At 38.5% G+C, this 22,492-nt stretch carries 23 protein-coding genes and 1 riboswitch; of the genes, 13 read left to right on the top strand and 10 right to left on the bottom strand.

Annotated elements, in window-relative coordinates:
• Positions 1–10 precede the first annotated feature (10 nt).
• The 8 genes from trpA (at position 11) to D9O48_RS05925 (ending at position 5,673) form a co-directional block, all read left to right on the top strand.
• Positions 11–790, top strand: a complete 780-nt coding sequence (gene trpA / locus D9O48_RS05960) for a tryptophan synthase subunit alpha (protein WP_126971605.1) — start codon at positions 11–13, stop codon at positions 788–790.
• A 61-nt stretch (positions 791–851) separates the two neighbouring features.
• On the top strand, positions 852–1,454 hold the full coding sequence (gene hisH, locus D9O48_RS05955) for an imidazole glycerol phosphate synthase subunit HisH (protein ID WP_126971603.1): 603 nt from the start codon (positions 852–854) through the stop codon (positions 1,452–1,454).
• Positions 1,454–1,867, top strand: a complete 414-nt coding sequence (locus tag D9O48_RS05950; protein ID WP_126971601.1) for a GNAT family N-acetyltransferase — start codon at positions 1,454–1,456, stop codon at positions 1,865–1,867. The genes hisH and D9O48_RS05950 overlap by 1 nt, the downstream gene beginning before the upstream one ends.
• A 2-nt stretch (positions 1,868–1,869) precedes the next feature.
• On the top strand, positions 1,870–2,598 hold the full coding sequence (hisA, locus tag D9O48_RS05945) for a 1-(5-phosphoribosyl)-5-[(5-phosphoribosylamino)methylideneamino]imidazole-4-carboxamide isomerase (protein ID WP_126971599.1): 729 nt from the start codon (positions 1,870–1,872) through the stop codon (positions 2,596–2,598).
• Positions 2,599–2,601: 3 nt separating this feature from the next.
• Positions 2,602–3,360 (top strand): imidazole glycerol phosphate synthase subunit HisF, encoded by a 759-nt coding sequence (gene hisF / locus D9O48_RS05940; protein WP_126971597.1) that lies wholly within the window; start codon positions 2,602–2,604, stop codon positions 3,358–3,360.
• Positions 3,361–3,412: 52 nt separating this feature from the next.
• A complete protein-coding gene (gene hisIE / locus D9O48_RS05935; protein ID WP_126971595.1) occupies positions 3,413–4,009 on the top strand; it encodes a bifunctional phosphoribosyl-AMP cyclohydrolase/phosphoribosyl-ATP diphosphatase HisIE in 597 nt (198 codons plus the stop codon).
• Positions 3,999–5,078: a peroxiredoxin family protein gene (locus D9O48_RS05930; protein ID WP_126971593.1), complete on the top strand. Its 1,080-nt coding sequence runs from the start codon at positions 3,999–4,001 to the stop codon at positions 5,076–5,078. Before hisIE ends, D9O48_RS05930 begins: the two co-directional genes overlap by 11 nt.
• A 250-nt stretch (positions 5,079–5,328) precedes the next feature.
• Positions 5,329–5,673 carry a hypothetical protein gene (locus D9O48_RS05925; protein ID WP_126971591.1) on the top strand — a complete coding sequence of 115 codons (345 nt, stop codon included), beginning with the start codon at positions 5,329–5,331 and terminating at the stop codon, positions 5,671–5,673.
• Between the two features lie 77 nt (positions 5,674–5,750).
• On the opposite strand, the gene D9O48_RS05920 is transcribed toward D9O48_RS05925, so the two are convergent.
• Positions 5,751–8,162 carry a transglycosylase domain-containing protein gene (locus tag D9O48_RS05920; protein WP_126971589.1) on the bottom strand — a complete coding sequence of 804 codons (2,412 nt, stop codon included), beginning with the start codon at positions 8,160–8,162 and terminating at the stop codon, positions 5,751–5,753.
• A 92-nt stretch (positions 8,163–8,254) separates the two neighbouring features.
• Positions 8,255–11,977, bottom strand: coding sequence for a type IX secretion system periplasmic lipoprotein PorW/SprE (gene porW / locus D9O48_RS05915; RefSeq protein ID WP_126971587.1), 3,723 nt, complete (start codon positions 11,975–11,977; stop codon positions 8,255–8,257).
• A gap of 211 nt (positions 11,978–12,188) precedes the next feature.
• On the opposite strand from porW, the gene D9O48_RS05910 reads away from it, so the two are divergent.
• The 5 genes from D9O48_RS05910 (at position 12,189) to D9O48_RS05890 (ending at position 14,893) form a co-directional block, all read left to right on the top strand.
• On the top strand, positions 12,189–12,572 hold the full coding sequence (locus D9O48_RS05910) for a hypothetical protein (protein ID WP_126971585.1): 384 nt from the start codon (positions 12,189–12,191) through the stop codon (positions 12,570–12,572).
• A gap of 11 nt (positions 12,573–12,583) precedes the next feature.
• Positions 12,584–13,000, top strand: coding sequence for a bactofilin family protein (locus tag D9O48_RS05905; RefSeq protein ID WP_126971583.1), 417 nt, complete (start codon positions 12,584–12,586; stop codon positions 12,998–13,000).
• Positions 13,001–13,100: 100 nt separating this feature from the next.
• On the top strand, positions 13,101–13,508 hold the full coding sequence (locus D9O48_RS05900) for a hypothetical protein (protein WP_126971581.1): 408 nt from the start codon (positions 13,101–13,103) through the stop codon (positions 13,506–13,508).
• Entirely contained in the window at positions 13,501–14,121 is a 621-nt protein-coding gene (locus tag D9O48_RS05895; protein ID WP_126971579.1) for a SprT-like domain-containing protein, read from the top strand. The genes D9O48_RS05900 and D9O48_RS05895 overlap by 8 nt, the downstream gene beginning before the upstream one ends.
• Before the next feature lie 247 nt (positions 14,122–14,368).
• Positions 14,369–14,893, top strand: a complete 525-nt coding sequence (locus D9O48_RS05890; protein ID WP_126971577.1) for an outer membrane beta-barrel protein — start codon at positions 14,369–14,371, stop codon at positions 14,891–14,893.
• A gap of 116 nt (positions 14,894–15,009) precedes the next feature.
• Here D9O48_RS05890 and D9O48_RS05885 read toward each other — a convergent pair whose 3' ends face one another.
• From D9O48_RS05885 to sucC, 8 genes are all read right to left on the bottom strand, one after another.
• On the bottom strand, positions 15,010–15,405 hold the full coding sequence (locus D9O48_RS05885; RefSeq protein WP_126971575.1) for a hypothetical protein: 396 nt from the start codon (positions 15,403–15,405) through the stop codon (positions 15,010–15,012).
• Complete coding sequence (locus D9O48_RS05880) at positions 15,402–16,064, bottom strand: class I SAM-dependent methyltransferase (protein ID WP_158624829.1); 663 nt, start codon at positions 16,062–16,064, stop codon at positions 15,402–15,404. Before D9O48_RS05880 ends, D9O48_RS05885 begins: the two co-directional genes overlap by 4 nt.
• A gap of 61 nt (positions 16,065–16,125) precedes the next feature.
• A complete protein-coding gene (locus tag D9O48_RS05875; protein ID WP_126971571.1) occupies positions 16,126–16,866 on the bottom strand; it encodes a DUF2071 domain-containing protein in 741 nt (246 codons plus the stop codon).
• Positions 16,829–17,158 (bottom strand): DoxX-like family protein, encoded by a 330-nt coding sequence (locus tag D9O48_RS05870; protein ID WP_262707377.1) that lies wholly within the window; start codon positions 17,156–17,158, stop codon positions 16,829–16,831. Before D9O48_RS05870 ends, D9O48_RS05875 begins: the two co-directional genes overlap by 38 nt.
• 201 nt (positions 17,159–17,359) lie before the next feature.
• On the bottom strand, positions 17,360–17,746 hold the full coding sequence (locus D9O48_RS05865) for an acyl-CoA thioesterase (protein ID WP_126971567.1): 387 nt from the start codon (positions 17,744–17,746) through the stop codon (positions 17,360–17,362).
• Between the two features lie 39 nt (positions 17,747–17,785).
• Positions 17,786–20,116, bottom strand: a complete 2,331-nt coding sequence (gene metE, locus D9O48_RS05860) for a 5-methyltetrahydropteroyltriglutamate--homocysteine S-methyltransferase (protein ID WP_126971565.1) — start codon at positions 20,114–20,116, stop codon at positions 17,786–17,788.
• A gap of 175 nt (positions 20,117–20,291) precedes the next feature.
• Positions 20,292–20,479, bottom strand: a riboswitch (cobalamin riboswitch).
• Between the two features lie 96 nt (positions 20,480–20,575).
• Positions 20,576–21,058 carry a GNAT family N-acetyltransferase gene (locus D9O48_RS05855; RefSeq protein WP_126971563.1) on the bottom strand — a complete coding sequence of 161 codons (483 nt, stop codon included), beginning with the start codon at positions 21,056–21,058 and terminating at the stop codon, positions 20,576–20,578.
• A gap of 216 nt (positions 21,059–21,274) precedes the next feature.
• On the bottom strand, positions 21,275–22,486 hold the full coding sequence (sucC, locus tag D9O48_RS05850; RefSeq protein WP_126971561.1) for an ADP-forming succinate--CoA ligase subunit beta: 1,212 nt from the start codon (positions 22,484–22,486) through the stop codon (positions 21,275–21,277).
• Positions 22,487–22,492 lie beyond the last annotated feature (6 nt).

The following is a 22,492-nucleotide window of genomic DNA, read 5'->3' as shown; positions in this document are numbered from 1 at the left end:
TAAAAAGCATATGAGTCGCTTAAATGATTTGTTTCATCGGAAAAACAAAAACGTTCTCAATATCTATTTTACAGCAGGCTATCCGCAGCTGAATGATACATTGCCCCTTATGCGGGCACTGCAAAACAAAGGAGTTGACCTGATTGAACTGGGTATGCCATATAGTGATCCCCTGGCAGACGGACCGGTAATTCAGGAAACTTCTGCTATTGCACTGAAGAACGGGATGACGATTGCTACTTTGTTTGAACAGTTGAAACAATTCAGAGAATATATTCATATCCCGGTTTTGTTAATGGGGTATATGAACCCGGTATTGCAATACGGTTTTGAAAAGTTTTGTGCAGACGCAAAAGCAGTAGGTATCGACGGGCTCATCTTACCCGATTTGCCCGCTCATGAATTTGAAACAGTATACGGTTCCATACTAAAAAAATATAACCTCGATTTCGTATTTCTGGTTACACCCGAAACTTCTGAAGAACGCGTGCGCCGGTTAGACCAGTTGAGTAGCGGTTTTTTATACGCCGTGTCTTCTTCTTCTACTACCGGTAAAGATAAAGATATGCATCAGGTAAGCGCTTATCTGGAAAAACTGAAGTCTTACAGGTTAAACAACCCGATACTGGTCGGATTCGGTATTAAAAACAAAGAAAGTTTTGAAGCCGCGGGTGAACATGCCAACGGTGCAATTATCGGAACTGCATTTGTAAAATCTTTAAAAGAATATACCGATCCGATAACAGCTACGAATATGTTTGTTGAAAAAATTCTCGAAGTAAAGGGATAAAATATAATAAAAATGCTTTTAAGTACTCAAAGTTTCCATTTTATCAATAACACTTACCAGTATGAAAACTGTTATCATAAAATATAACGCAGGCAATACACAATCTGTTTTGTATGCGCTGGAGCGTATCGGAACAGCAGCAATAGTGTCTGATGATATCGAAACAATTCAATCTGCCGACAGGGTTATTTTTCCCGGTGTAGGAGAAGCTTCTACAGCCATGGCATACCTTAGAGAAAGAGCTTTAGACAAAGTAATTGCGCAACTCGAACAACCGGTTCTTGGAATTTGTTTGGGTATGCAATTGATGTGCACGCATACGACCGAAGGAAATGTTGATTGTTTAGGTATTTTCAATACACCTGTAAAAAACTTTGGAGACCTTCCGCAAAAAGAAGAGCATCCTTTGAAAGTACCGCAGATCGGTTGGAATAAAGTATATGATATGCAATCTCCTTTATTTAAAAATATACCCAACGAAACTTATTTTTATTTTGTGCATTCATATTACGCAGAAATATGTGAGGATACAATCGGGGTTACAAAATATATTCAACCTTATACGGTTGCTTTGAACAGGAATAACTTTTACGGGGTACAGTTTCACCCTGAGAAATCTGCAGATTACGGAGAATTGTTGTTAAAAAACTTTTTAGATTTATAATGGCATTCAAACAGTTGACACCAGATGATCTTCCTTTGATATGGGCTATCCGGCATGAAGCTATGTATCCCGGTCATCTGATCGATATCGTTAAGTTGGATAATGATGCTGTTGCCACTCACTTCGGCTTCGCCGTTGATGGCAAAATAATATCGGTCGTGTCCGTTGAAAATATCGGCACGAGTTATCAATTCAGGAAGTTTGCTACGCTGCCTGCATTTCAGAATAAAGGCTATGGCACTCAATTGCTCAATGGCGTGTTGGGTTGGATACAAGACCAGGGCGCAGAAAATGTTTGGTGCAATGCAAGACAATCTGCTGCTGATTATTACAAAAAATTCGGTTTAACAGAAGACGGACAATCCTATGAAAAATATGGCCTCCGATTCGTCATCATGAAAAAAACATTTTAAGAATGGAAATAATTCCTGCTATAGATATTATTGATGGTAAGTGCGTGCGATTAACCGAAGGTGATTATACCCGGAAAAAAATATACAACGAAAATCCTTTAGAAGTAGCCAGGCAGTTTGAAGACGCAGGTTTGATGCGTTTGCACCTGGTGGATCTTGACGGCGCTAAAGCCGGTGCTGTAAAAAACTGGAAAGTGCTCGAACAGATAGCCGGTAAAACGAAACTGGTGATTGATTTTGGCGGAGGAATAAAAACACAAAAAGACCTGCAGATCGTATTTGACTCAGGCAGCCACTTTGCTACTATAGGAAGCCTGGCTGTTAAAGACCCGCTGACTTTTCAATCGTGGTTAACTGGTTTCGGTGCAGATAAATTTTTGCTGGGAGCTGATGTCAAAAATGAAAAAATTGCGGTAGGCGGATGGCTCGAAACCACAGACATTTCAATTATAGATTTTCTGAGTGATTATCAGCAACGGGGTATAAAACAGGTATTTTGTACCGATGTAAGCAAAGATGGTCGTTTGGAAGGTCCTTCTGTTGATCTTTATAAAAAAATTATTGAACATTATCCCGGCCTTCATTTTATAGCCAGTGGCGGAGTTGCTACGATGAAAGATGTAGAAGAGCTGGCTGCGATCGGATGTAACGCAGTGATTATCGGTAAGGCGATTTATGAAAACAGAATCTCAATGAGCGAACTAAAAGCCTTTCAGGCTCAACAATCATAAAATATGTTGTGTAAAAGAATTATCCCTTGTTTGGATATTAAAGACGGAAGAACCGTAAAGGGTACGAACTTTGTAGAGCTACGGGATGCCGGTGATCCGGTAGAACTGGGAGCCAGATACGCCGCCGAAGGGGCCGATGAACTGGTATTTCTGGATATCACTGCTACCAACGAAAAACGTAAAACATTAAAAGAACTGGTAAACCGTATTGCTCATCATATCAATATTCCCTTTACAGTAGGAGGTGGTATCAGTACGGTGGAAGACGTAAGTCTGTTACTGGAAAACGGAGCCGATAAAATATCCATCAATACTGCCGCTTATAAAAATCCTGCGGTATTAACAGAAATGGCTAAACAATTTGGTGCCCAATGTGTTGTTTTGGCAATAGATACCCGGTTAGAAGAAGATGGCGAATGGTATGTGTATTTAAACGGTGGAAGAGTAAAAACCGATACCAGGTGTTTTGACTGGGCCCGTGAAGCGGTGGAACGTGGAGCCGGAGAAATATTACTCACTTCCATGAACCACGACGGAACGAAACAAGGCTTTGCCGTAGATATTACCCGGCAACTGGCAACAAACTTATCCGTTCCGGTCATTGCCAGCGGCGGTGGCGGTAACGCAGCACATTTTGAAGAGATCTTTTTAAAAGGACAGGCAGATGCAGCGCTTGCAGCTTCTATCTTCCATTTTAAAGAAGTCGGTATTCCCGGGCTGAAACAATATCTCTCGGAAAAAGGACTGCCCATTAGATTATAATACACAAAAAATACATAAAAAACGAATATGTATTTTCTTAAAATATAAAGAAATGACTATCAATTTCTCTAAATATACAGATGGATTAGTACCTGCAATCATCCAGGATGTTGATACTTGTAAAGTGCTGATGCTGGGGTTTATGAATGAAGCGGCTTTTCGTAAAACCAATGAAGAAGGTAAAGTCACTTTCTTTAGCAGAACGAAAAACCGGTTATGGACTAAAGGAGAGGAGAGCGGCAATTTTCTATTGGTTAAAAAAATTTTATTAGATTGCGACGCAGACTCATTATTGATTCAGGTTCAACCTGTTGGGCCAACCTGCCATACCGGTGCTGATACCTGCTGGAATGAAAAAAATCTGCAAGGCGGATTTTTAACCTATCTCGAAAATATTATCGAGCAACGAAGATCCGGCGACGAGGAAAAAAGTTATGTGAAAAAACTATTCAGTAAAGGAATCAATAAAATTGCCCAGAAAGTGGGTGAAGAAGCTGTAGAAGTTGTAATTGAAGCAAAAGATGATAATGATGAGCTGTTTTTGAACGAATCGGCAGACTTATTGTTTCATTATCTGATATTACTAAATGCAAAAGGATATCGTCTGAACGACGTAGTTAATATATTAAAAGAACGACATGCTCAATAAACTGTTAAGTGGTGTACTGGCAATTGCTTTTCCATTTTTTGCATCTGCCCAATCTTTATTTGTCATTAAAGGAAAAATCGATTCAGATAAAGATTTTCAAAATATTGTTGCCATTAATCTGGTAAACGGTGATACACTTGGTAAAGCACCGATTATTGGTAATTCATTTAATATGTCGGGACAATTAAAAGAACCGACTCTTATGGTGGCTTATATTGATGGTGTTCCCCGTCCGATTCAATTGTATATCTATAATGAAACGGTTGATCTGAATGTATCTCTTAAAGACACTTTTGCTGTTGAAGTAAATAATTCAAAATATCATCCTGAATATCAACAATTCGACGCCTTCGTAAACAAACATTTTACAAAGATTAACGGATTTGTGCAAAAGCTAAACAGCGGTCAGGGCCCGCAGGATAGTTTGTATCAGCAATACCTGGAAGCTAAAGACACTTTGCAAACAGAAACTATGGATTTTATTCAGAAGCACGCTGAATCAAGTATCACCGCTTTGTTGCCGATCATGGTTTTTGAGTTGTTAGAGTGGGATGGTGAAGAGCTGGAACTTGTTTACGGAGAACTGGCACCGGCCAGCCAGCAATCTACTTATGGCAAAGAGTTGAAAAAACTGATTGAAGTAATGTCGCTGGGAAAAATCGGTACCGTTATTCCCGACTTTAAACAGAAAGATGTGGATGGGGTAGAGGTATCTGTCAGCGAATACAGAGGAAAATATGTACTAATCGATTTTTGGGCGAGCTGGTGTAAACCGTGCAGAGATGAAAATCCGAATATTGTAAACGCCTATAATCAATTCAAAGACAAAAACTTTACTGTATTAGGTGTTTCTTTAGACAATGACCGTAACAACTGGCTGGAAGCTATTAAACAGGATGGATTGGTATGGCGCCAGTTAAGCGATTTAAGAGGTTGGCAGAATGAAGTATCCGGGCTTTTTAATATCGGTACCATTCCATACAATTTATTGATCGATCCTGATGGCAAAATCATTGCAAAAGAATTAAGAGGTCCGGCTTTGATTCAATTCTTAAAAGAAAATTTGTAATAATATTTAAAACTGCCCTCTTTTCCTGAAATAAGAACAGGTAAAAAGAAGGGCAGTTTCTTTTTAATGAGTTCTTTCCTGCGGGCTAAACACAATAGTTATTACTCATGTGGAGATTCAAGTCTCCCCATATGAGTAATATTACTTAAGGTTTCATGAAGATTCTATATAAAAACTTTTAAAAAAAATGAAAATCAGGCTAAAAGTTTATTTATATAGATAGCTTTAAACAATGAAAACTTTAAGGAATATGAAAAAACAATCCATTCTTTGCCTGCTTATTCTGCTATCATGTATTGGAGCAAATGCTCAGACAAATGATGTTGATATTCATCACCGGGCTGCATCTATTGCGAACAGAATGACAGACTCCTTATTCTTAAATAAAATTCAGAAAGATAGTATTCATAGTGTTACAGCAAGATTGTTTGCAGAATCACAAGTGATTTATAAAAGCAATATTCCAACTGATTCTTTAAGTTTTTATATGCAGAAAGTGGAGGATAAACGTGATATTATGTACAAGAGTATTTTAAATGACGATCAGTTTTTAAAATACAAGAAGCATAAAAGATCTTTATTATATGGATATTAATCTTTAAACATTTTGAACGGGTGCTATAGCACCTCTAATAAAATAAAACTCCGGATGTAGCATCCGGAGTTTTATTTTTAGTTGTCTTTATTTTCTTTTCCTTTAAATACTCTTTTAAAGAAGCCGGTTTTTTTCTTCTCTTCCGGTTCTTGTTTCGTTGTATCGGCTTTCTTTTCTTTTGGTTGATTTTTAGGATTTAATGCTTCCTGTAAAATCTTTAATTCTTCCTGTGCCTGTTTTGATTCTAAAGGAATATTTTGTTTATCTGGAACTCCGAGATAATCTTCAATTCTACCGTTTCCAACATCCTGGCCTTCGGCACCCGGAGGAGGAACGTGTTCAATTACACTCATATCATAATAAACTTCCTGTGTCATATTCTGTGGTTCAGGAAATCTCGCAGATTTATCGAGTGCAATGGTTTTATCTTTTACTACCTGACTGAAGAAAGTCTCCCAGATCGGCCGTGCGGCTGCACCACCATAACCCAGATTACTTTCCAAACGGATGAAACGATCGTCACAACCGATCCAGACACCGGCCAGTAATTCAGGCGTAAAGCCCATAAACCATGCATCAGAGTTATCGTTGGTTGTACCGGTTTTACCCCCCATTTCAACTACACCTATACGGTTTCTTAAACCGGCAGCGGTTCCGTAGTCAACCACTCCCTGCATCATTTTGTTCATGGTATAAGCCGTACGTTCGTTAATCACTTCTTTTCTTTCGGTATCAAAGCTCGCCAGTACATTTCCGTTCTTATCTTCAATTCGCGTAATGTAAATCGGTTTTGTACTGAAGCCGCCTGAAGGGAACATCGTGTATCCCCACATCATTTCAAATAAACTCAGGTCACAGGAACCTAAACTGATAGAAGGATACGGGTCTACTTTCGTAGGTATATTAATATCTCCGATGAACTTTGCAAATCGTTCAGGAGTAGTTTGTTTGATAATATAGGCTGCTACTTCGTTCACCGACCATGCCAGTGCATTTGCCATAGTTCTGGTACCGTCATGTCCACGGTCTCGGGCCGGCACATATTGATTCGGCGGAAAGAATTGCTGACGGTCTTCACATTCTGTTTCAGGAGTAAAACCATACTCTTCTACTGCCAATGCATATAAAAACGGTTTGATGGTTGAACCCACCTGGCGTTTGGTTCTTAAGTTAACGTGGTCGTATTTAAAATTCTTGAAATCTACACCTCCCACCCATGCTTTTACGGCACCGCTTACAGGGTCCATCGCCATAAATGCAGTTTGGAGAATTGCACGGTGATACTTGATTGAGTCCATCGGCGTCATCACCGTATCTTTTTCACGCTTAGAGTTCCAGGCGAATACTTTCATCGGAACTTTTTGAGTGAATGATTTTCTGATATTCGCTTCCGATACAGAATCTTCTTTCATGTTTTTCCAGCGGTCGCTGTTTTTCATTGCCGCTTCGAGAATATTATCACGGCCTTTCCATACAGTACCTTTCTTCACACTATTTTGTGCTTCCAATGCTCTTTGTAAAACGGGTAAGTGTTTGGCTACAGCTTCTTCCGCATACAGTTGGAGTGTTGGATTGATAGTGGTATAAATTTTTAAACCGTCTGTGTAAATGTTGTAAGCACTTCCGTCTGATTTATAATTTTTACTCGCCCATGTTTTTAATTCTTCACGCATCACATCCAGAAAATATGGTGCTATACCGTTGTTCTGGTCAGTTTTCTTATATTTTAAAACAATTGAATCTTTTTTGAATTTCTCCGCTTCATCAGTAGAGATCACATCATTTCTGACCATCTGGCTCAGTACCGTGTTTCTGCGGTTTAAGGCAGACTGATATTTTGTTCTCGGATTGTACAATGAAGGTCCTTTCAGCATTCCGATCAGTACAGCGGCTTCTGAATAAGATAATTCGTTCGGGTCTTTTGAAAAGAAAGTACGGCTGGCATTTTTAATACCCAAAACGTTATCACTGAATGGAACGGTATTCAGGTAAAGCGCCAGTATTTCTTCTTTGGTAAAGTTTCTCTCCAGTTTAATGGCGATGATATTTTCTTTGAGTTTCTGAAAAACACGCTTGATTTTGTTTTTTGAACGCGGCTCTTCAAACATATTCAGCGCTAATTGCTGCGTAATGGTACTCGCTCCTCCGTCGGTACCAAAAGAAGTAACAGCTCTTAATAATGCTTTACCGTCAATACCGGCGTGGTTATAAAAACGCTCATCTTCGGTAGATACAAGCGCATCAATCACCGTTTTTGAGATTTCACTATATTTTACGTGTGTCCGGTTACTTCGGGTAGTATAGTAACGTCCCATCAGCTGGCCGTCTTCCGCAAAAACTTCCGTGGCCAACGACATGGTAGGGTTTTCTAACTCTGCTAATGAAGGCATCTTACCAAAAACACCCCAGTTGATTAATAACAGGAATAAAAAGCCTGTTAATAAACCAATGAAAAAAACTTTCCAAAATATTTTAACTATACGGGTCATAATGATCGACTTACGATTTTTAGGGTATGCTCAAAAATAATACCTGTATCTTAACAATTATAACAAATATTCACTCAAAAATCATGTTAAATCTACGGCACTTCTCCTTCAAACTCTTCTGGGAACACTTTTGCCAGGAATTTAACATAACGCCCGAGATCTGAATTTGATTTGATTTTATTCAAATTATCTCCTGAAACGATGATAAAATAGTATTTACCAACCGGTAACCACGGTACAATCGACTTATTGGCGAGGCTTCTTGTTTTTTCTACATAATCCAGTGCAGTGGCAGCATTTTCGAAAGAATTAACAATTACGAACTTGATTCTTTCGTCCAGTGCCTGATTGTGTACGCTTAATTTAGCCGGTCCATAGTCAGAATTGTTATAGGCATTAAATGCATTCCGGGCTTCATTCACATATACCTGGTCAACCTGATCCATTACAATTAATACCAATTGTTTACCCCGCACATCAATGGTAAATTCATCTTCACTGGTTACAGGGATATTTAAACGGTTATCGGTTAAGTCACCACGTTTTTGTGCGTTTTCAAGCGAATCTCGTTTCGCTTTAGCAACAGCCTCAGCCTGTAAAGCGGCCTCCAGCGAATCTTTTTTCGCTTTTACTGCCAGGGCATTATCCAACGAGTCTTTACGCATTTTCGCTAAAGCATTTTCCAGTGAATCCTGTTTGGCTTTGGCTACTGCATTGGCAATTGAATCTTCCTTCATTTTTGCCAATACATTTTCTAATGAATCTTTTCTGGCTTTTGCCAACGCATTCTCCACCGAATCTTGTTTCATTTTCGCCAGGGCATTTTCCAACGAATCTTTTCTGGCCTTCGTTATGGCATTTTCAATAGAGTCCTGTCGCATTTTTGCGAAGGCATTGTCGATAGAATCCTGTTTCGCTTTTGCCAGGGCATTATCTAACGAATCTTTACGCATTTTTGCCAAAGCATTCTCCACTGAATCTTTTTTCGCTTTTGCGAGTGCATTTTCGATAGAATCCTGTTTCATTTTTGCCAGGGCACTTTCCAGTGAATCTTTTCTGGCCTGTGCTGCTGCATTACTGAGAGAATCTTTCAGCATCTGAGCGAGTACATTTTCCAGCGAGTCTTTTCTGGCTTTTGCCAGCGCATTCTCAATTGAATCTTGTTTCATTTTCGCCAGTGCATTCTCTAAAGAATCTTTTCTGGCCTGAGCCAGTGCATTTTCCAATGAATCTTTTTTCGCTCTCGCCAACGCATTCTCAATAGAGTCTTTTTTTGCTTTTGCCAAGGCATTATCCAATGAATCCTGTTTCATTTTGGCTAAAGCATTTTCTAATGAATCTTTTTTCGCCTGTGCGAGTGCATTATCTAATGAATCCTGTTTTATTCTTGCCAGTTCATTTTGCAATGAATCTTTTTGGGCTTTTGCCATCGCATGGTCGATGGAATCTTTTCTTCGTTTTTCCGACTCATCTTCTATTTCTTCATTAGCCTTTTTCCTAGTTCCGTAAACAACGGCCTCTTCTAAAGGTATTTCAATCTGAAGGGCATTCAGATAAGCTTCTATTTCACCTTTTCTGTTAATGACGTCGAGTAAAATTTTAGCTTTTGCAGTCATATCAGGATTTGTATTGCGCGAAATGATAGATTGCAGGTTTGCTTTAGCGTAATCGGGCTGGTCAGTTTTTAAATGATAAATGGTTTCAACATAAAGTAGTTGAGGTGTATAGTAATTATTACTTTCTGTTGTATCTAATCCTTTCTTCAGGTCTAATGCTTTTGCAAAGTTACCTTCTATATAGGCGAGGTATACTTCGTCATATTTATTTGAAAGAGTTTTAAATTCAACTTCAGCAGGGTCAGGTTTTCCGGCACCTTCTATTTTCTGATTGTAGGGGCTGCTGGCATATTCCTGTTTCAGTTTCTGCCCAAACTCCTGAGCTTTGTGTGTGAGCCCCAGTTTATAATAACAATAGTACAATAGAAAATAAGCTTCCGGAATCTTATTATTCGTCTGGTAATTGGAAACATACATTTCCAGTGTGTCAACGGCTACGGGATAAGCTTCTATTTCTTCAGTGAGAATTTTTCCGATAATAAAACGCGAGGTTTCAATACTGTCGTTGGAAATTCTTATTTGTTCTTCGGTTAATGGTATGTTGGCTAGTAGCGCATCAATCGTCATTCCGTCATTCTTATCGCTGCCATTATTGGCTTCGGTTTGGTTCCTTCTGTTATTACTAACATTTGAAATGCTGCTTGAGCGGCGCCAGTTATCTACGTTCGGACGGCGTCCCCATTTGGTTTGGAAAGCTACCACACCCTGTGATTTCAGGTTCAGGTTATTAAAATACCATTCACCTTTAGCATTGTTGTTGAATAAGTCATTATTGGATTTTGCAGAAGTGAGTCCGCTGGGAAGGTCTTCTTCTTTTAATCCGTTTTGTTTTCTATAAGCTCTGATAATAGCTCTTACATGCTCATAACGTTCTTTTTCAGTTTGAGCGGCGAGCATCTGTAAACTATCCTGACGAAGAATGATGAGATGGTTTTTATAAAGGGCACTGAGTGCTTTTTTACGTTCATCAAAAACTTCGGGCGTAATGGAACTGTTGGCCGGCAGCATGGTAATGCTATCATAGTTTCTGGAGGCAGCCAGAAATTCTCCATCATTAAAATGCAGGGTTCCCAGTAATAAAAATGCTTTTGATCTCTGATCAGCTACACTTTTATTTGAAATATATTTTGTAGCATTCTGTAAAAGTACTTTTGCTCTTTCGGTACTGTCGCGTTCCAGCTCCATTTGTGCGGCAGCGTAATAGATAATATCCCTGTAATTGACAAATTGGTCGCGGCGCGCCATCTTCATCAAATCCTGAATATTTTTGTCAAAAGCCTGCTGATTACCTTTATTCTGGCGAAGTTGATTTAAGCGTGCATACACTTCGAGTACAGGGTTCAGTGTATGTTTCATGGCTAAACCGAACCATTTTTCTGCCAGTAACGGTTGATTGCTCAGCTCATAAAGCTGGCCGATCAGGTATTCCCACCGGGCTTTTTCTTCTTTATTTACTGCAACAGGTAGCGCTTGTTCAAGAAAATAGGCGGCAGAATCGTATTGGTTATTTTGATAGAAGTACCAGGCCTGCACTTCAGCTAAATAGGGTTTGAGTCTTTCCGGAAATTGCTGATCAAGTCGAAGTACCTGCACTAAACTATTGGCTTCAGGAAATTTTTTCGCTCCTACGAGCGTTTTTGCCTGCCAAACGAGACTTTCATTTCTGGAGGGAGCTGTTGACCATGCACGTGTGGCGAGATCAGTTTTTTCGATTGTTGAAACTTTGAAAGGGCCTCCGCCTTCCACCGCGTTAGAGCCGATCGGAATATCATAGCCGTCTTCTTCTTTCGGCGCGAAAGCGTAGTTTAAATATTGAAAGGTAACAAATGCCGTATCATAATTGAGTTTGTAGAAATAGGCCTGGCCCATGAGAAGATAGAGGTTATCTATCCATGCATTTCGCAGGTCATGTACTAAAATACCTGCATTGGATTTGGCTAAAACAGTATCCAGTTCACTGGCTTTTGAAAGCACTTCCGGGTCATAATTGTAGAAACGAAGCAGTTGTGAATAATCGTCTTTGTAATTATACTTCATCATTTCGAGTAATAATTCAAGACGCGTTTTAGCATTAAAGTGCCAGTTAAATTTGGTAATACCGTTCTGGGTAAATTTTCGGAGCAAACCAAATTTCTTCTCATCAGTTCTTTCTGATGCTAATTTTTTGTTCTCGTATTTTTCCGGCTTTTTCAACTCCATTTTTGCATGAGGTTGAGCAAAAGTCCAGAGTGAAGAACCCAGCAAAAGGACGAGGATAAGTGGATGCAGCTTCAAACTCTTCTTTATTTAGGTAAATAAACCACTATTTTTTGAAAAAAATTGTACAAATATTCATAAAATTAGCGTTTATTTTTTTGTTTAGGAGTTTCTCGGTGGAACTTATTAACTTTAAAGCTATCAAATTCTGCATATGGCATTTTGGTCTTTAAAACGATTTCAGAATCGTTATCGATTAGTGGTGATGAACGACGATACTTATGAAGAAGTGGTAACATTTAAGCTTTCTCGTATAAGTGTTTATGTAGCCTTGAGTACTTTTTTTGTTGTTTTAACCGGATTAACAGTAGCATTAATAGTGTTTACGCCTTTGAAAATGTATATTCCCGGCTACGGAGATGTGAGTGCTACAAAGGAATTGAGAGAATTAAAAATAAAAGCTGACTCTCTGGAACAAGAAATGAGCTACCGCGAACGTTATCTAAACAGTTTGAAGGATGTTTTGCAGGGAGGTAGTACCATTAAACTGGATACCAGCCTCTTAGATATCCCCAAACCTGAAAATATTGACTATTAAAATTTGCTCTTATGTTCAACGGAAAATCTAAATCCATTACATTCAATGAAACACCAAGCCATGGCCAGGCAAGTATTATAGCAGCCGGTACTACTTTGAAAGGTGATCTTACTGCTGGCGGTGACATTCGTATTGACGGCCGTCTGGAAGGTAATATCTACTGTTCAGCTAAAGTTGTAATTGGTGCAAATGGTTCAGTTACAGGTGATATTGAAGGTCAGCAAGCAGATATTATGGGCTCTGTTACCGGTACTATCAAGGTAAAAGAGATCTTACAGTTAAAAGGTGGAAGCCTGGTAAACGGAAATATCCATGCTGCCAAACTGCAAATAGAGCCTGATGCAAATTTCAACGGTCAGTGTCATATGCTGGTGGAGAAAAAGACATCCCTGGCTACAAACGGTATTGAAACAGCAAAAGCTTCTTAATAGAAATGTAAAATTTGCAATTTCCTGATCAATGTTAGGTGAAAAGTACTGTGTTATGATTAACTTTGCGCACGCTCTTGAAAACTAGAATAGTAGAATCATGATAAAGCAAAGTTGGTTAAAGTCTTTTTCTCCCCTGATATGGATTTTTGTAGTGATTTCAGCACTCCTGATCGGAGCTAATTATGCTGTGGAAGATATTTTTAAGCATACGCTGGTATTATTTATAGGTAATTTAATTCTGTTTCTGATAACATTGGCGTCGTTTAAGATATATTTTGAAGGTGTTTATGATAAAAATCATAGTGCTTTCTTTCGTTCATTCTATCTTGGTATGATGTTGAAGATGTTTAGTACAATCTTCATTGTGTTATTTTATGTAGCCATTTTTAGAAAAGGCATCAGTAAACCCGGCGTATTGGGATCGATGTTTTTCTATTTAATTTATACCTTTGTAGAAGTAAGTATTCTTTCAAAACTGCAAAGAAGTTTGCCTAAAAATGCCTAAAACAGAAGCGCCTCTGGCTGCTTTACAACAATATATTCCTGCTGCAGCTGCGCCTAAAATTTTAGCGTACCTGCAGCATTATTCTATCCATCTTACGGTAACCCGGTCGCGGCAAACCGTTCTGGGCGATTACCGCCACGCTACCAAAACCCAGCCACACCGGATTTCTGTAAACGGTGACCTCAATCCTTTTTCTTTTCTCATCACACTGATTCACGAAATAGCCCACCTGCTTACTTTTAATCAACATCAGCATTCGGTGCAACCACACGGAAAAGAATGGAAAGCCATCTATGCGCATATTTTATCTTCTTTTCTGGATCCGGCCGTTTTTCCGGAAGATATTATCATTGCCCTCAAAAAATCTTTGCATAACCTGCCTGCCAGCAGCTGCTCCGACGAGTCATTAATGCGCGTACTCAGACAATATGATCCTCAAAAAGGATTGGTATTAGTAGAGCAATTACAAACAGGCGATTTGTTTAAAATTAAAGGTGGCCGTGTATTTAAAAGAGGTGAAAAAATTCGTAAACGGTATCAGTGCCAGGAAGTGGAAACACAAAAATGGTATTTGTTCAGCGGACTTTATGAAGTAAAGAAAGTAGATGTTTAGTGTATGGTTCAATTTAATCATTCATCAGGAACATTAAGAAAAAGATTCGCCGCTTGTGTGCAAACCTGATCTGATATTCACTCTCTACGATCCACGCTCAATTTTCAATTCACCCTTCTCCATTTATTCAATTTTTTCTTTTCGCTCAACCATCTGATTATTTACTTGTTTAAGAAATAAATAAATACTCCGGACGTTATTTAAGGAGTTGACATTAAGTTTTTTATGTAATCAAAGTAAAGAATCTATGAAAAAAATTTTTGCGATCCTTGTTGTAGGAATGAGTACTTTTTATTCGGTAAATGCACAAACAGACAAAGGCGATTGGATTGTAGGTGGTAATTTAACCTTAGCAACACCTTCCAACAGCACTTATTTTGCAGTATCGCCACAAGCAAGTTATTTCTTTTTAAATAACCTGGCTGTAGGTGGTGCAGTAGACTACACTTTCAGTAAAGCAGGCTCTACCAAAACCAATAATTTTACTATCGGACCTTCAGTGAGATATTACTTTAACTTAAAAGAAGATCATCTGAAACCATTGTTACATGCGGGTGTAGGTTTTGGAACACAGTCTACTAAAACAGGTAATACCAAATACACCAGTAATGTTACAAGTGCCAATCTTGGTGGCGGTTTAGCTTATTTCTTAAACAAAAACGTAGCTGTAGAAACACTGGTTTCATGGACAACCCGTAAGGTTAAAAATATTCCGGCTCAGGACGGATTACATTTTAATATCGGATTCAGAATTCACCTTGCCGGTAAATAAATGAATTGAGAATTAAAAGTGAAAAAGGAAGAATGATATAAATGGTATCATTCTTCCTTTTTTTAACGACCTTACTTTCATTTTGTAGGTCTTATTATTCTGCGACCGTGAAATCTTTACATAAGTCCTATATACCAAAGTGCTGCACTGAAATATGTCCATAGTATTACAAACAGGATATGTACAGTTGTTTCGAATTTTTTACCTTTCCATAAGCTTTTAGAATAACCAAACCATTGAGTTAACCAGCGACAGCTCCAGAAGATAGCCATCCCGATAGTAATCAATTTACCTAATTCTGTGTTAATGAGAGGCTGGCCTTGCGTGATACAGAGAATACCCATTAAGAATAATATCAGCCCTATAAAAAAAGTATGTATGATCATCATCTGATGATTGATCAGGCTTAATTTACTTAGCTCATCTTTCCATTTAAAATATTTCGGAAAAAAGAAATGTACTAAAGAAAGGAAAATGCATATAATGCCAATAAGCTGTAAATGAAAAATCATATTTTTTTTAGTTTAAAGTGGGTTATAAACCGTTTTATTTTATAGGAGGCAGATACCTGAAATCGGCTTTCAGAAAATGTGATCATCCAGGTTTTTAATGAATGGAAATGCAAAAAACCAATATTGAAACCGATAAAATTAGGAAAGTCTCTTAAATGTTCAACAACGATTACTTCACCCCTTTTTTTCAGAATTCTATTGATCTCTTTAAAAAAAAAAATTCTTTCTTCCTGTTTCCTGATTTCATGAGCAGATTGAAACAGTATAATTTTATCAAAACTTTCATCAGGAAAGTCAATACATTTTGTTTTGATTTTTATTGTTGAGGCGTGAGGGGGATATATTTCTCTTGCTTTTGCGATAGAAGCTTCGGTATGTAAAGCCGGATCATAGAAATCAGCTATGGTCAAGTCCAGACTAGGATAAGCTTTAAGTATTTTATCACTGATATCATCAAATCCTGAATGAATATTCAGTACTTTAGATTCATTCTTCAGATCAAACTGATCGGTATTATAGAGAGAAGATCGATCATAAATTATATGTGTAAAAAACAATGGCAGTATTGTCATCAGAATCATTACAATAAAAATAGTCACAACAACAGAAATTACTGAAGCGGGAAGTCCGAATATGCTGCTTCCGGTAAGAATGATCATGACCGCAGCAATGGAATAGGTTTTTTGATTAAACCGTATGATATTTATAACGCCTTGATATTTATAAAGATTTAACATGTTCGATAACTCCTTTTTTCCAGTGATAAGGTATATTTCTTATGATAAAAGCATTTGCTAAATGATAGTTAGAGAATGGGAGCTGATCGAGAAAGCCAAATGAATATTCCCTGACTTCAACTGGTTGTGGAATCCATTTGCTTCTGACTCCTTCAATAATCAGTATCTGCTTATCTGAAATTTTGGTAAATGTAAATGGTAAGGGGCCTGCATACCTTCGGTCAATATTCCAATCAGGAAACGGAGAGGAAGCAGGTAATGAAATGGTAGTTTCGGGTTCTTGTATGCTCAGTTTTATATCGGACTGATTCGAAGATATTCGAATAAACTTTTCCTGCTGTATTTGTATTATATCGGTAGTTGAATAGTTGTAATGAGTAAATATATTTCCCAATAATTCCATTTTCTTTTTGTTGGTTTGAGATTTCAATATGTATAAACCTCTTAGTCGTTTACCTTTTTGATTAGTATATTGAACAAATATCCGATATCCTATCAGGAAAAAGCTGTTACCCATGAATGCCGGAAACCCTTTTGGACGAAGGTGTTGCGTGTCAACCATGGAGACGGCTATAAATCCCCATTGATCATTATATGTTTCAGCACGGAGAGGAGTAGGAAGCAAAGAGTATAACTGTTCTTTAGGAACAGCGAAAGTGAGTACTATTGAATACTTAAAAAAAGCTTCAACAGCAAACGGATGATTTTTTAAGTTTAAACTCATATAAATAGATTATTGAGATTAAAATAAATGCAAGTATTATATTGAATTTTCCCCACAATAAAAGATCTTCCGCAAGAAAGAATTCTAGTACGTTCATAGATCCGATAATGATGATTTGTATTAATGCGTTTAGCCTGGATTTTATACCTGACAAAATCCATACTGCCATTAAAATTTCTAATAGTCCAATGAAGCGTGTGAGTGTGTGTGCATATTCGCTTCCGAGTATTCTTTCTACAATTAACTGATGTCTGGGTACGAACATGAGTATTTTACAAAATATCCCATTGATGAGCCAGACAGAAACTATTAAATATTTAATCAGTGTTGTAATCGGTAAGAATTTACTTTTATAACTACAACATAGTTATAATTTTCAGTATTTCAAAGCGGGGATAAGAAAAAATGGAGAATTGAGTGAGGGGGAAGGAGCTGTTTATTAATCATTTCCTTAATTCTCCTCTCCCCACTCTTAATTCTCCACTTAACAAAACTAATACTTAATTTTCTCCGGTTGTTTATATTCGTCGATTGCCACAAAAGTAAACTCACCTGTCACTGCCTGTTCTCTTCCGTGGTCATACATCTGTTCGATAAAAATATCCACTTTTACTTTTAAGCTGGTATTACCAACATGTATTACTTCTCCGGTCAGTTCAACAATAGTTCCTGCAGGAATCGGTTTTTTAAAATCGATCCGGTCACTACTGACAGTTACCACTCTTTGCCTGCTAAATCTGGTAGCGGTAATAAAAGCAATTTCATCCATTAATGCCATGGCTGTGCCTCCGAACATGGTATCATAGTGATTGGTACTGTCGGGGAAAACAGCTTTAAAAATGATGGTTTTGGAGGTGGCTATTCTTTCTTCCAGATTCATAATTATAAAGATTGTTTGTTATGATTCGTTGATATTGTTTTATTGATTCACTGTTGCAGGATGTTTAATTCTGAGTTCACGGGCCGCATCTACCATTGATGTAAGGGCTGGTTTTGTTTCTTCCCAACCTCTTGTTTTGAGTCCGCAATCAGGGTTTATCCATACACGGTCTGCCGGTAAAAATGCCAGTGTTTTCTCTATCAGTTGAATCATTTCTTCTTTTGCCGGTACACGTGGTGAGTGAATGTCGTATACTCCCGGTCCGATATCATTAGGATATTTGAACTCTACAAAAGCGTCTAATAACTCCATTTGTGATCTGCTGGTTTCTATGGTGATAACATCTGCATCAAGGGCAGCGATGGCAGGCATTATATCATTGAACTCGCAATAACACATGTGTGTATGAATCTGTGTGGCATCTTTTACTCCGGATGATGCTACTTTAAAAGCATTCACCGACCAGTTGAGATAAGATTCACGTTCTGATTGTTTCAAAGGTAACCCTTCCCGCAATGCCGGTTCGTCTATTTGTATGATATTAATACCGGCATTCTCCAGATCCTTTACTTCGTCTCTGATAGCCAAAGCTATTTGTAAACAGGTAACAGCGCGCGGCTGATCGTTTCTTACAAAACTCCAGTTGAGGATTGTAACGGGGCCTGTCAACATTCCTTTTACAGGTTGTTGGGTGAGAGATTGAGCATAACTCGTATAAGCAACGGTCATGGGGGCTACTCTTTGTACATCACCGAAAATAACCGGTGGTTTTACGCACCTGCTACCGTAACTCTGTACCCAACCATTTGCGGTAAATACAAATCCATTCAGTTGTTCTCCGAAATATTCTACCATATCGTTCCGTTCAAACTCTCCATGTACTAATACATCTATTCCGGTTTCTTCCTGCCAGCGGATAGCTTTGGTAATTTCTTCTTTTATTAATGTATCATAGGTTGTATCGCTTAAAACACCTTTTTTATGCTGTGCTCTCCAGGCCCTGATTTCTTTGGTTTGTGGAAATGACCCGATCGTAGTAGTAGGAAAATCCGGTAATTGTAGTACCAGCTGTTGCTGTTGTTTTCTGTATTCAAAAGATTGGTTTCTGGTGGCGTCGCTGGCTTGTAAAGCCTGCACCCGGGCTTTAACATGGGTTTGGTGTATTAAATCTGAGTGCTGTTTACTGTAAATAGCAGCTTTATTATTCCCATAAGCTGATAAAGTGGCCTGTTTGGGACGATCACCTGCAAGATCTGCGAGCAGAGATAATTCCTGTAACTTTTGTTTGGCAAAAGACATCCAGTTTTTAATGGTTGCAGGTAACGCCTCTTCATTTGTTTCAAGAGATAAATCGCAAGGAACATGTAACAGTGAGCAGGAGGGGGCAATCCATAAACGGTCATTGCCAAAAGCTTTTTGTGCTTTTTTGATCAGCTGCAAAGATTGTTCAAAATCGTTTTTCCAGATATTTCTTCCATCTACAATACCGAGAGAAAATCTGAGTGGTGAATCATTCAACCGGTTTTCAATTAAATGGTCGAGTTGTTCAGGGCATTTTACAAGATCCAGGTGTAATGTATCTACCGGTAATTCTAAAACAGTAGAAAGGTTTTTACCATAGCCGTCAAAATAGGCGGCCAGAATAAAATGTAGTTGCGGCGTAGCGATCTTTAAAGTATGGTATACTTTTTTAAAAAGCTGCAATTCTTCGTGTGTAAGGTCGAGGGTCAGACAAGGTTCATCAAATTGAATAAATTCAGCCCCTGCCGTTCTGAGTTTTTCCAGCACCTGAACATATACGGGCAACAGCTGATCTATTAATGAGAGCCGGTTAAATCCTTTATCTTTTTCTTTACCGAGATACAGAAAAGAAAAAGGGCCTACAATCACCGGTTTACCATTAATACCGGCTTCTTTTGATTCTTCAAAATGACGGATAATCTTTTCTGAAAACAAGCTGAATGTTTGGCCGGCTGTAAATTCAGGAACAATGTAATGATAATTAGTGTCGAACCACTTGGTCATTTCCATTGCAGTAAGATCGAGGCCGTCTTTCTGATACCCTCTTGCCATAGCAAACATCCAGTCAATTTCATTGAGCGATGTTTTTTGTAACAATGGGGCATAACGCGGCGGAATGGCTCCTACCATGAGTGACGTGTCGAGTACATGGTCGTAGAAAGTAAAATCATTGACCGGAATCAATTCAATACCTTCTTCATTTTGCAACTGCCAGTTGTTGAGTCTGATTTGTTTGGCTGTAGCCAGTAGTTCAGACTGTGTGATTTTGTTTGCCCAGTAACTTTCGCAGGCTTTTTTTAATTCGCGGTGATTACCGATTCTTGGGTAACCAAGGTTGTGTGTGCGCATTTTAATCGTTTTAACGTGAAACAATAAATGCTCTTCTGCAAACTGCACAACTGTGCGATATAATGAGATAGTAGAAGTAATGAAGAAGTACAGGCACACGACTCCTCTGAAGGTGGCTGTGTGAATATCCTGTATGTAGAGTTCAACTTCTGACTAAACTTTATATCGTGAAAGTTGCGTCATTAAGATATAGGCAAGTCTCCTGGCTCGTAACGTCTTTATCTCCTTCTCATTCAAAATGATTGAACAATGGATTGATTGATAAAAACTGTGGTAGTTACTAACAGTTGCACGTCAGCTCGTGATTTACACACGATTCCTTATTAATTTCCGTTAAGGAAAACCTTTATCTGAGTGATAATAATTTACAAAGAACGGGGCAAAGATAGTTGAAAATGGAGAATCGGAAATTAAAAGTTAAAAACCTCGTTATAGAACTTAATTACCAACTCTTAATTATTAATTCTTAATTATTTTAATCATCCATATATCACAGCCGAAGTGTCCTGAATTACCGAGTGGTGCGGGCAGGTATTCAAAACCGAACTTTTCATAAACGCTGACTGCTTTTTTAAGCTCGGGCATGGTTTCGAGGTAGATTTGTTTAAATCCGTTACCGGCAGCTTTTTCGATACACTTTTCAATGAGTAAACGGCCGAGACCTAGTTTACGGTAGTCTTTATCGATATACATCTTTACGAGTTCGGCTGTATGAGGAGGCAGGCCTTCGGTAGGAAATATACCGCATCCACCCACCACTTTGCCCTCAGTTTCTGCAATGAGGTAAAAACTCTTTTCGGTTTGAAAGAGTTCAAAAAGATGATCGGTAGACTCGTCATAAAAAACAGTACCGGGTTTATTGGCGCCGAATTCGGTTAGCGCAGCACGAATGATAGCAGCAATAGCGGCATTATCGCCGGGAAGAATAGATCTGATATGCATGTGAATACATTAAGCAATAATTGCCATTACACCATATAAAACAGCGTAACTCACGGCAAGAATGGCAAAGAATATTTTAACTCCGTTTTTCATTCAAACAATTTTATATTTATAATTGTCAACGAAAATATCTTGCCAAATAGTATTAAACAGGTGAAAAAAGAAAGGATGTACTCTGTTGAATACATCCTTTAACAATCTATTAGCGTAAGAGGCTTATGATACTGCTTTGTTTACCAATGCAGCAGCTTCACTTAATAAGATAGCTGATTGTACTTTTAAGCCGCTTTCTTCGATTAATTTTTTAGCTTCTTCAGCATTTGTACCTTGTAAACGAACGATGATAGGTACTTTAATGTCTCCGATTGACTGATAAGCGTCAATTACACCTTGTGCAACACGGTCGCAACGAACGATACCACCGAAGATGTTGATTAAAATCGCTTTTACTTTCGGATCTTTTAAGATGATACGGAAACCTGCTTCTACAGTCTGAGCATTAGCAGTACCGCCTACATCTAAGAAGTTAGCAGGCTCACCACCGGATAATTTAATCATATCCATGGTTGCCATTGCCAAACCTGCACCGTTTACCATACAACCTACGTTTCCGTCTAATTTCACGAAATTCAGGTTATATTTTCCGGCTTCCACTTCCGTAGGATCTTCTTCTGTAATATCACGCATTGCTTCTAACTCAGGGTGACGCATTAAAGCGTTGTCATCCAGGTTCATTTTACAGTCAACAGCGATGATTTTTTCATCAGAAGTTTTAAACAGCGGGTTGATCTCCAGCATTGCGCAATCTAAACCAACGTAAGCATTGTATAAGTTAATTACAAATTTTACACAGTTTTTGAAAGCTTCGCCTTTCAAACCTAGGTTGAAAGCAATTTTACGAGCCTGGAAACCTTGTAAGCCACCACCAGGGTGTACCCACTCTTTGAAAATTTTATCAGGAGTATTGTGTGCTACTTCTTCAATGTCCATACCACCTTCGGTAGAATACATAATTACGTTTCTGCCGGTACCACGATCTAATAAAATAGAAAGATAGAACTCGCTTACTTCATTAGCTCCCGGATAGTATACGTCTTGAGCCACTAACACTTTGTTTACTACTTTACCTGCAGCGCCGGTTTGAATGGTCACCAAAGTACCACCCAAGAGGTTAGAAGCAATTTGCTTAATATCTTCTGCACTTTTTCCTACAGCCACACCGCGTTGCTCTGTGCCCTGGATTTTACCCTTACCACGACCACCAGCATGGATTTGAGCTTTAACTACTGCAAAATTGTTCCCAAATTGTACCTTCAGTTGTTTGTAGGCTTCTTCAGCCGCATCCGCTCTATCAACAGGGATGCCTTCCTGTACAGGTACATTGTATTTTTTCAATAATTCTTTTGCCTGGTATTCATGAAGGTTCATGCCAAA

Source organism: Gynurincola endophyticus, assembly GCF_003991195.1.
GTDB classification, from domain to species: Bacteria; Bacteroidota; Bacteroidia; order Chitinophagales; family Chitinophagaceae; genus Gynurincola; species Gynurincola endophyticus.
Note: the sequence above shows the minus strand (reverse complement) of the source record. Positions and strands in the feature narration are given on the sequence as shown.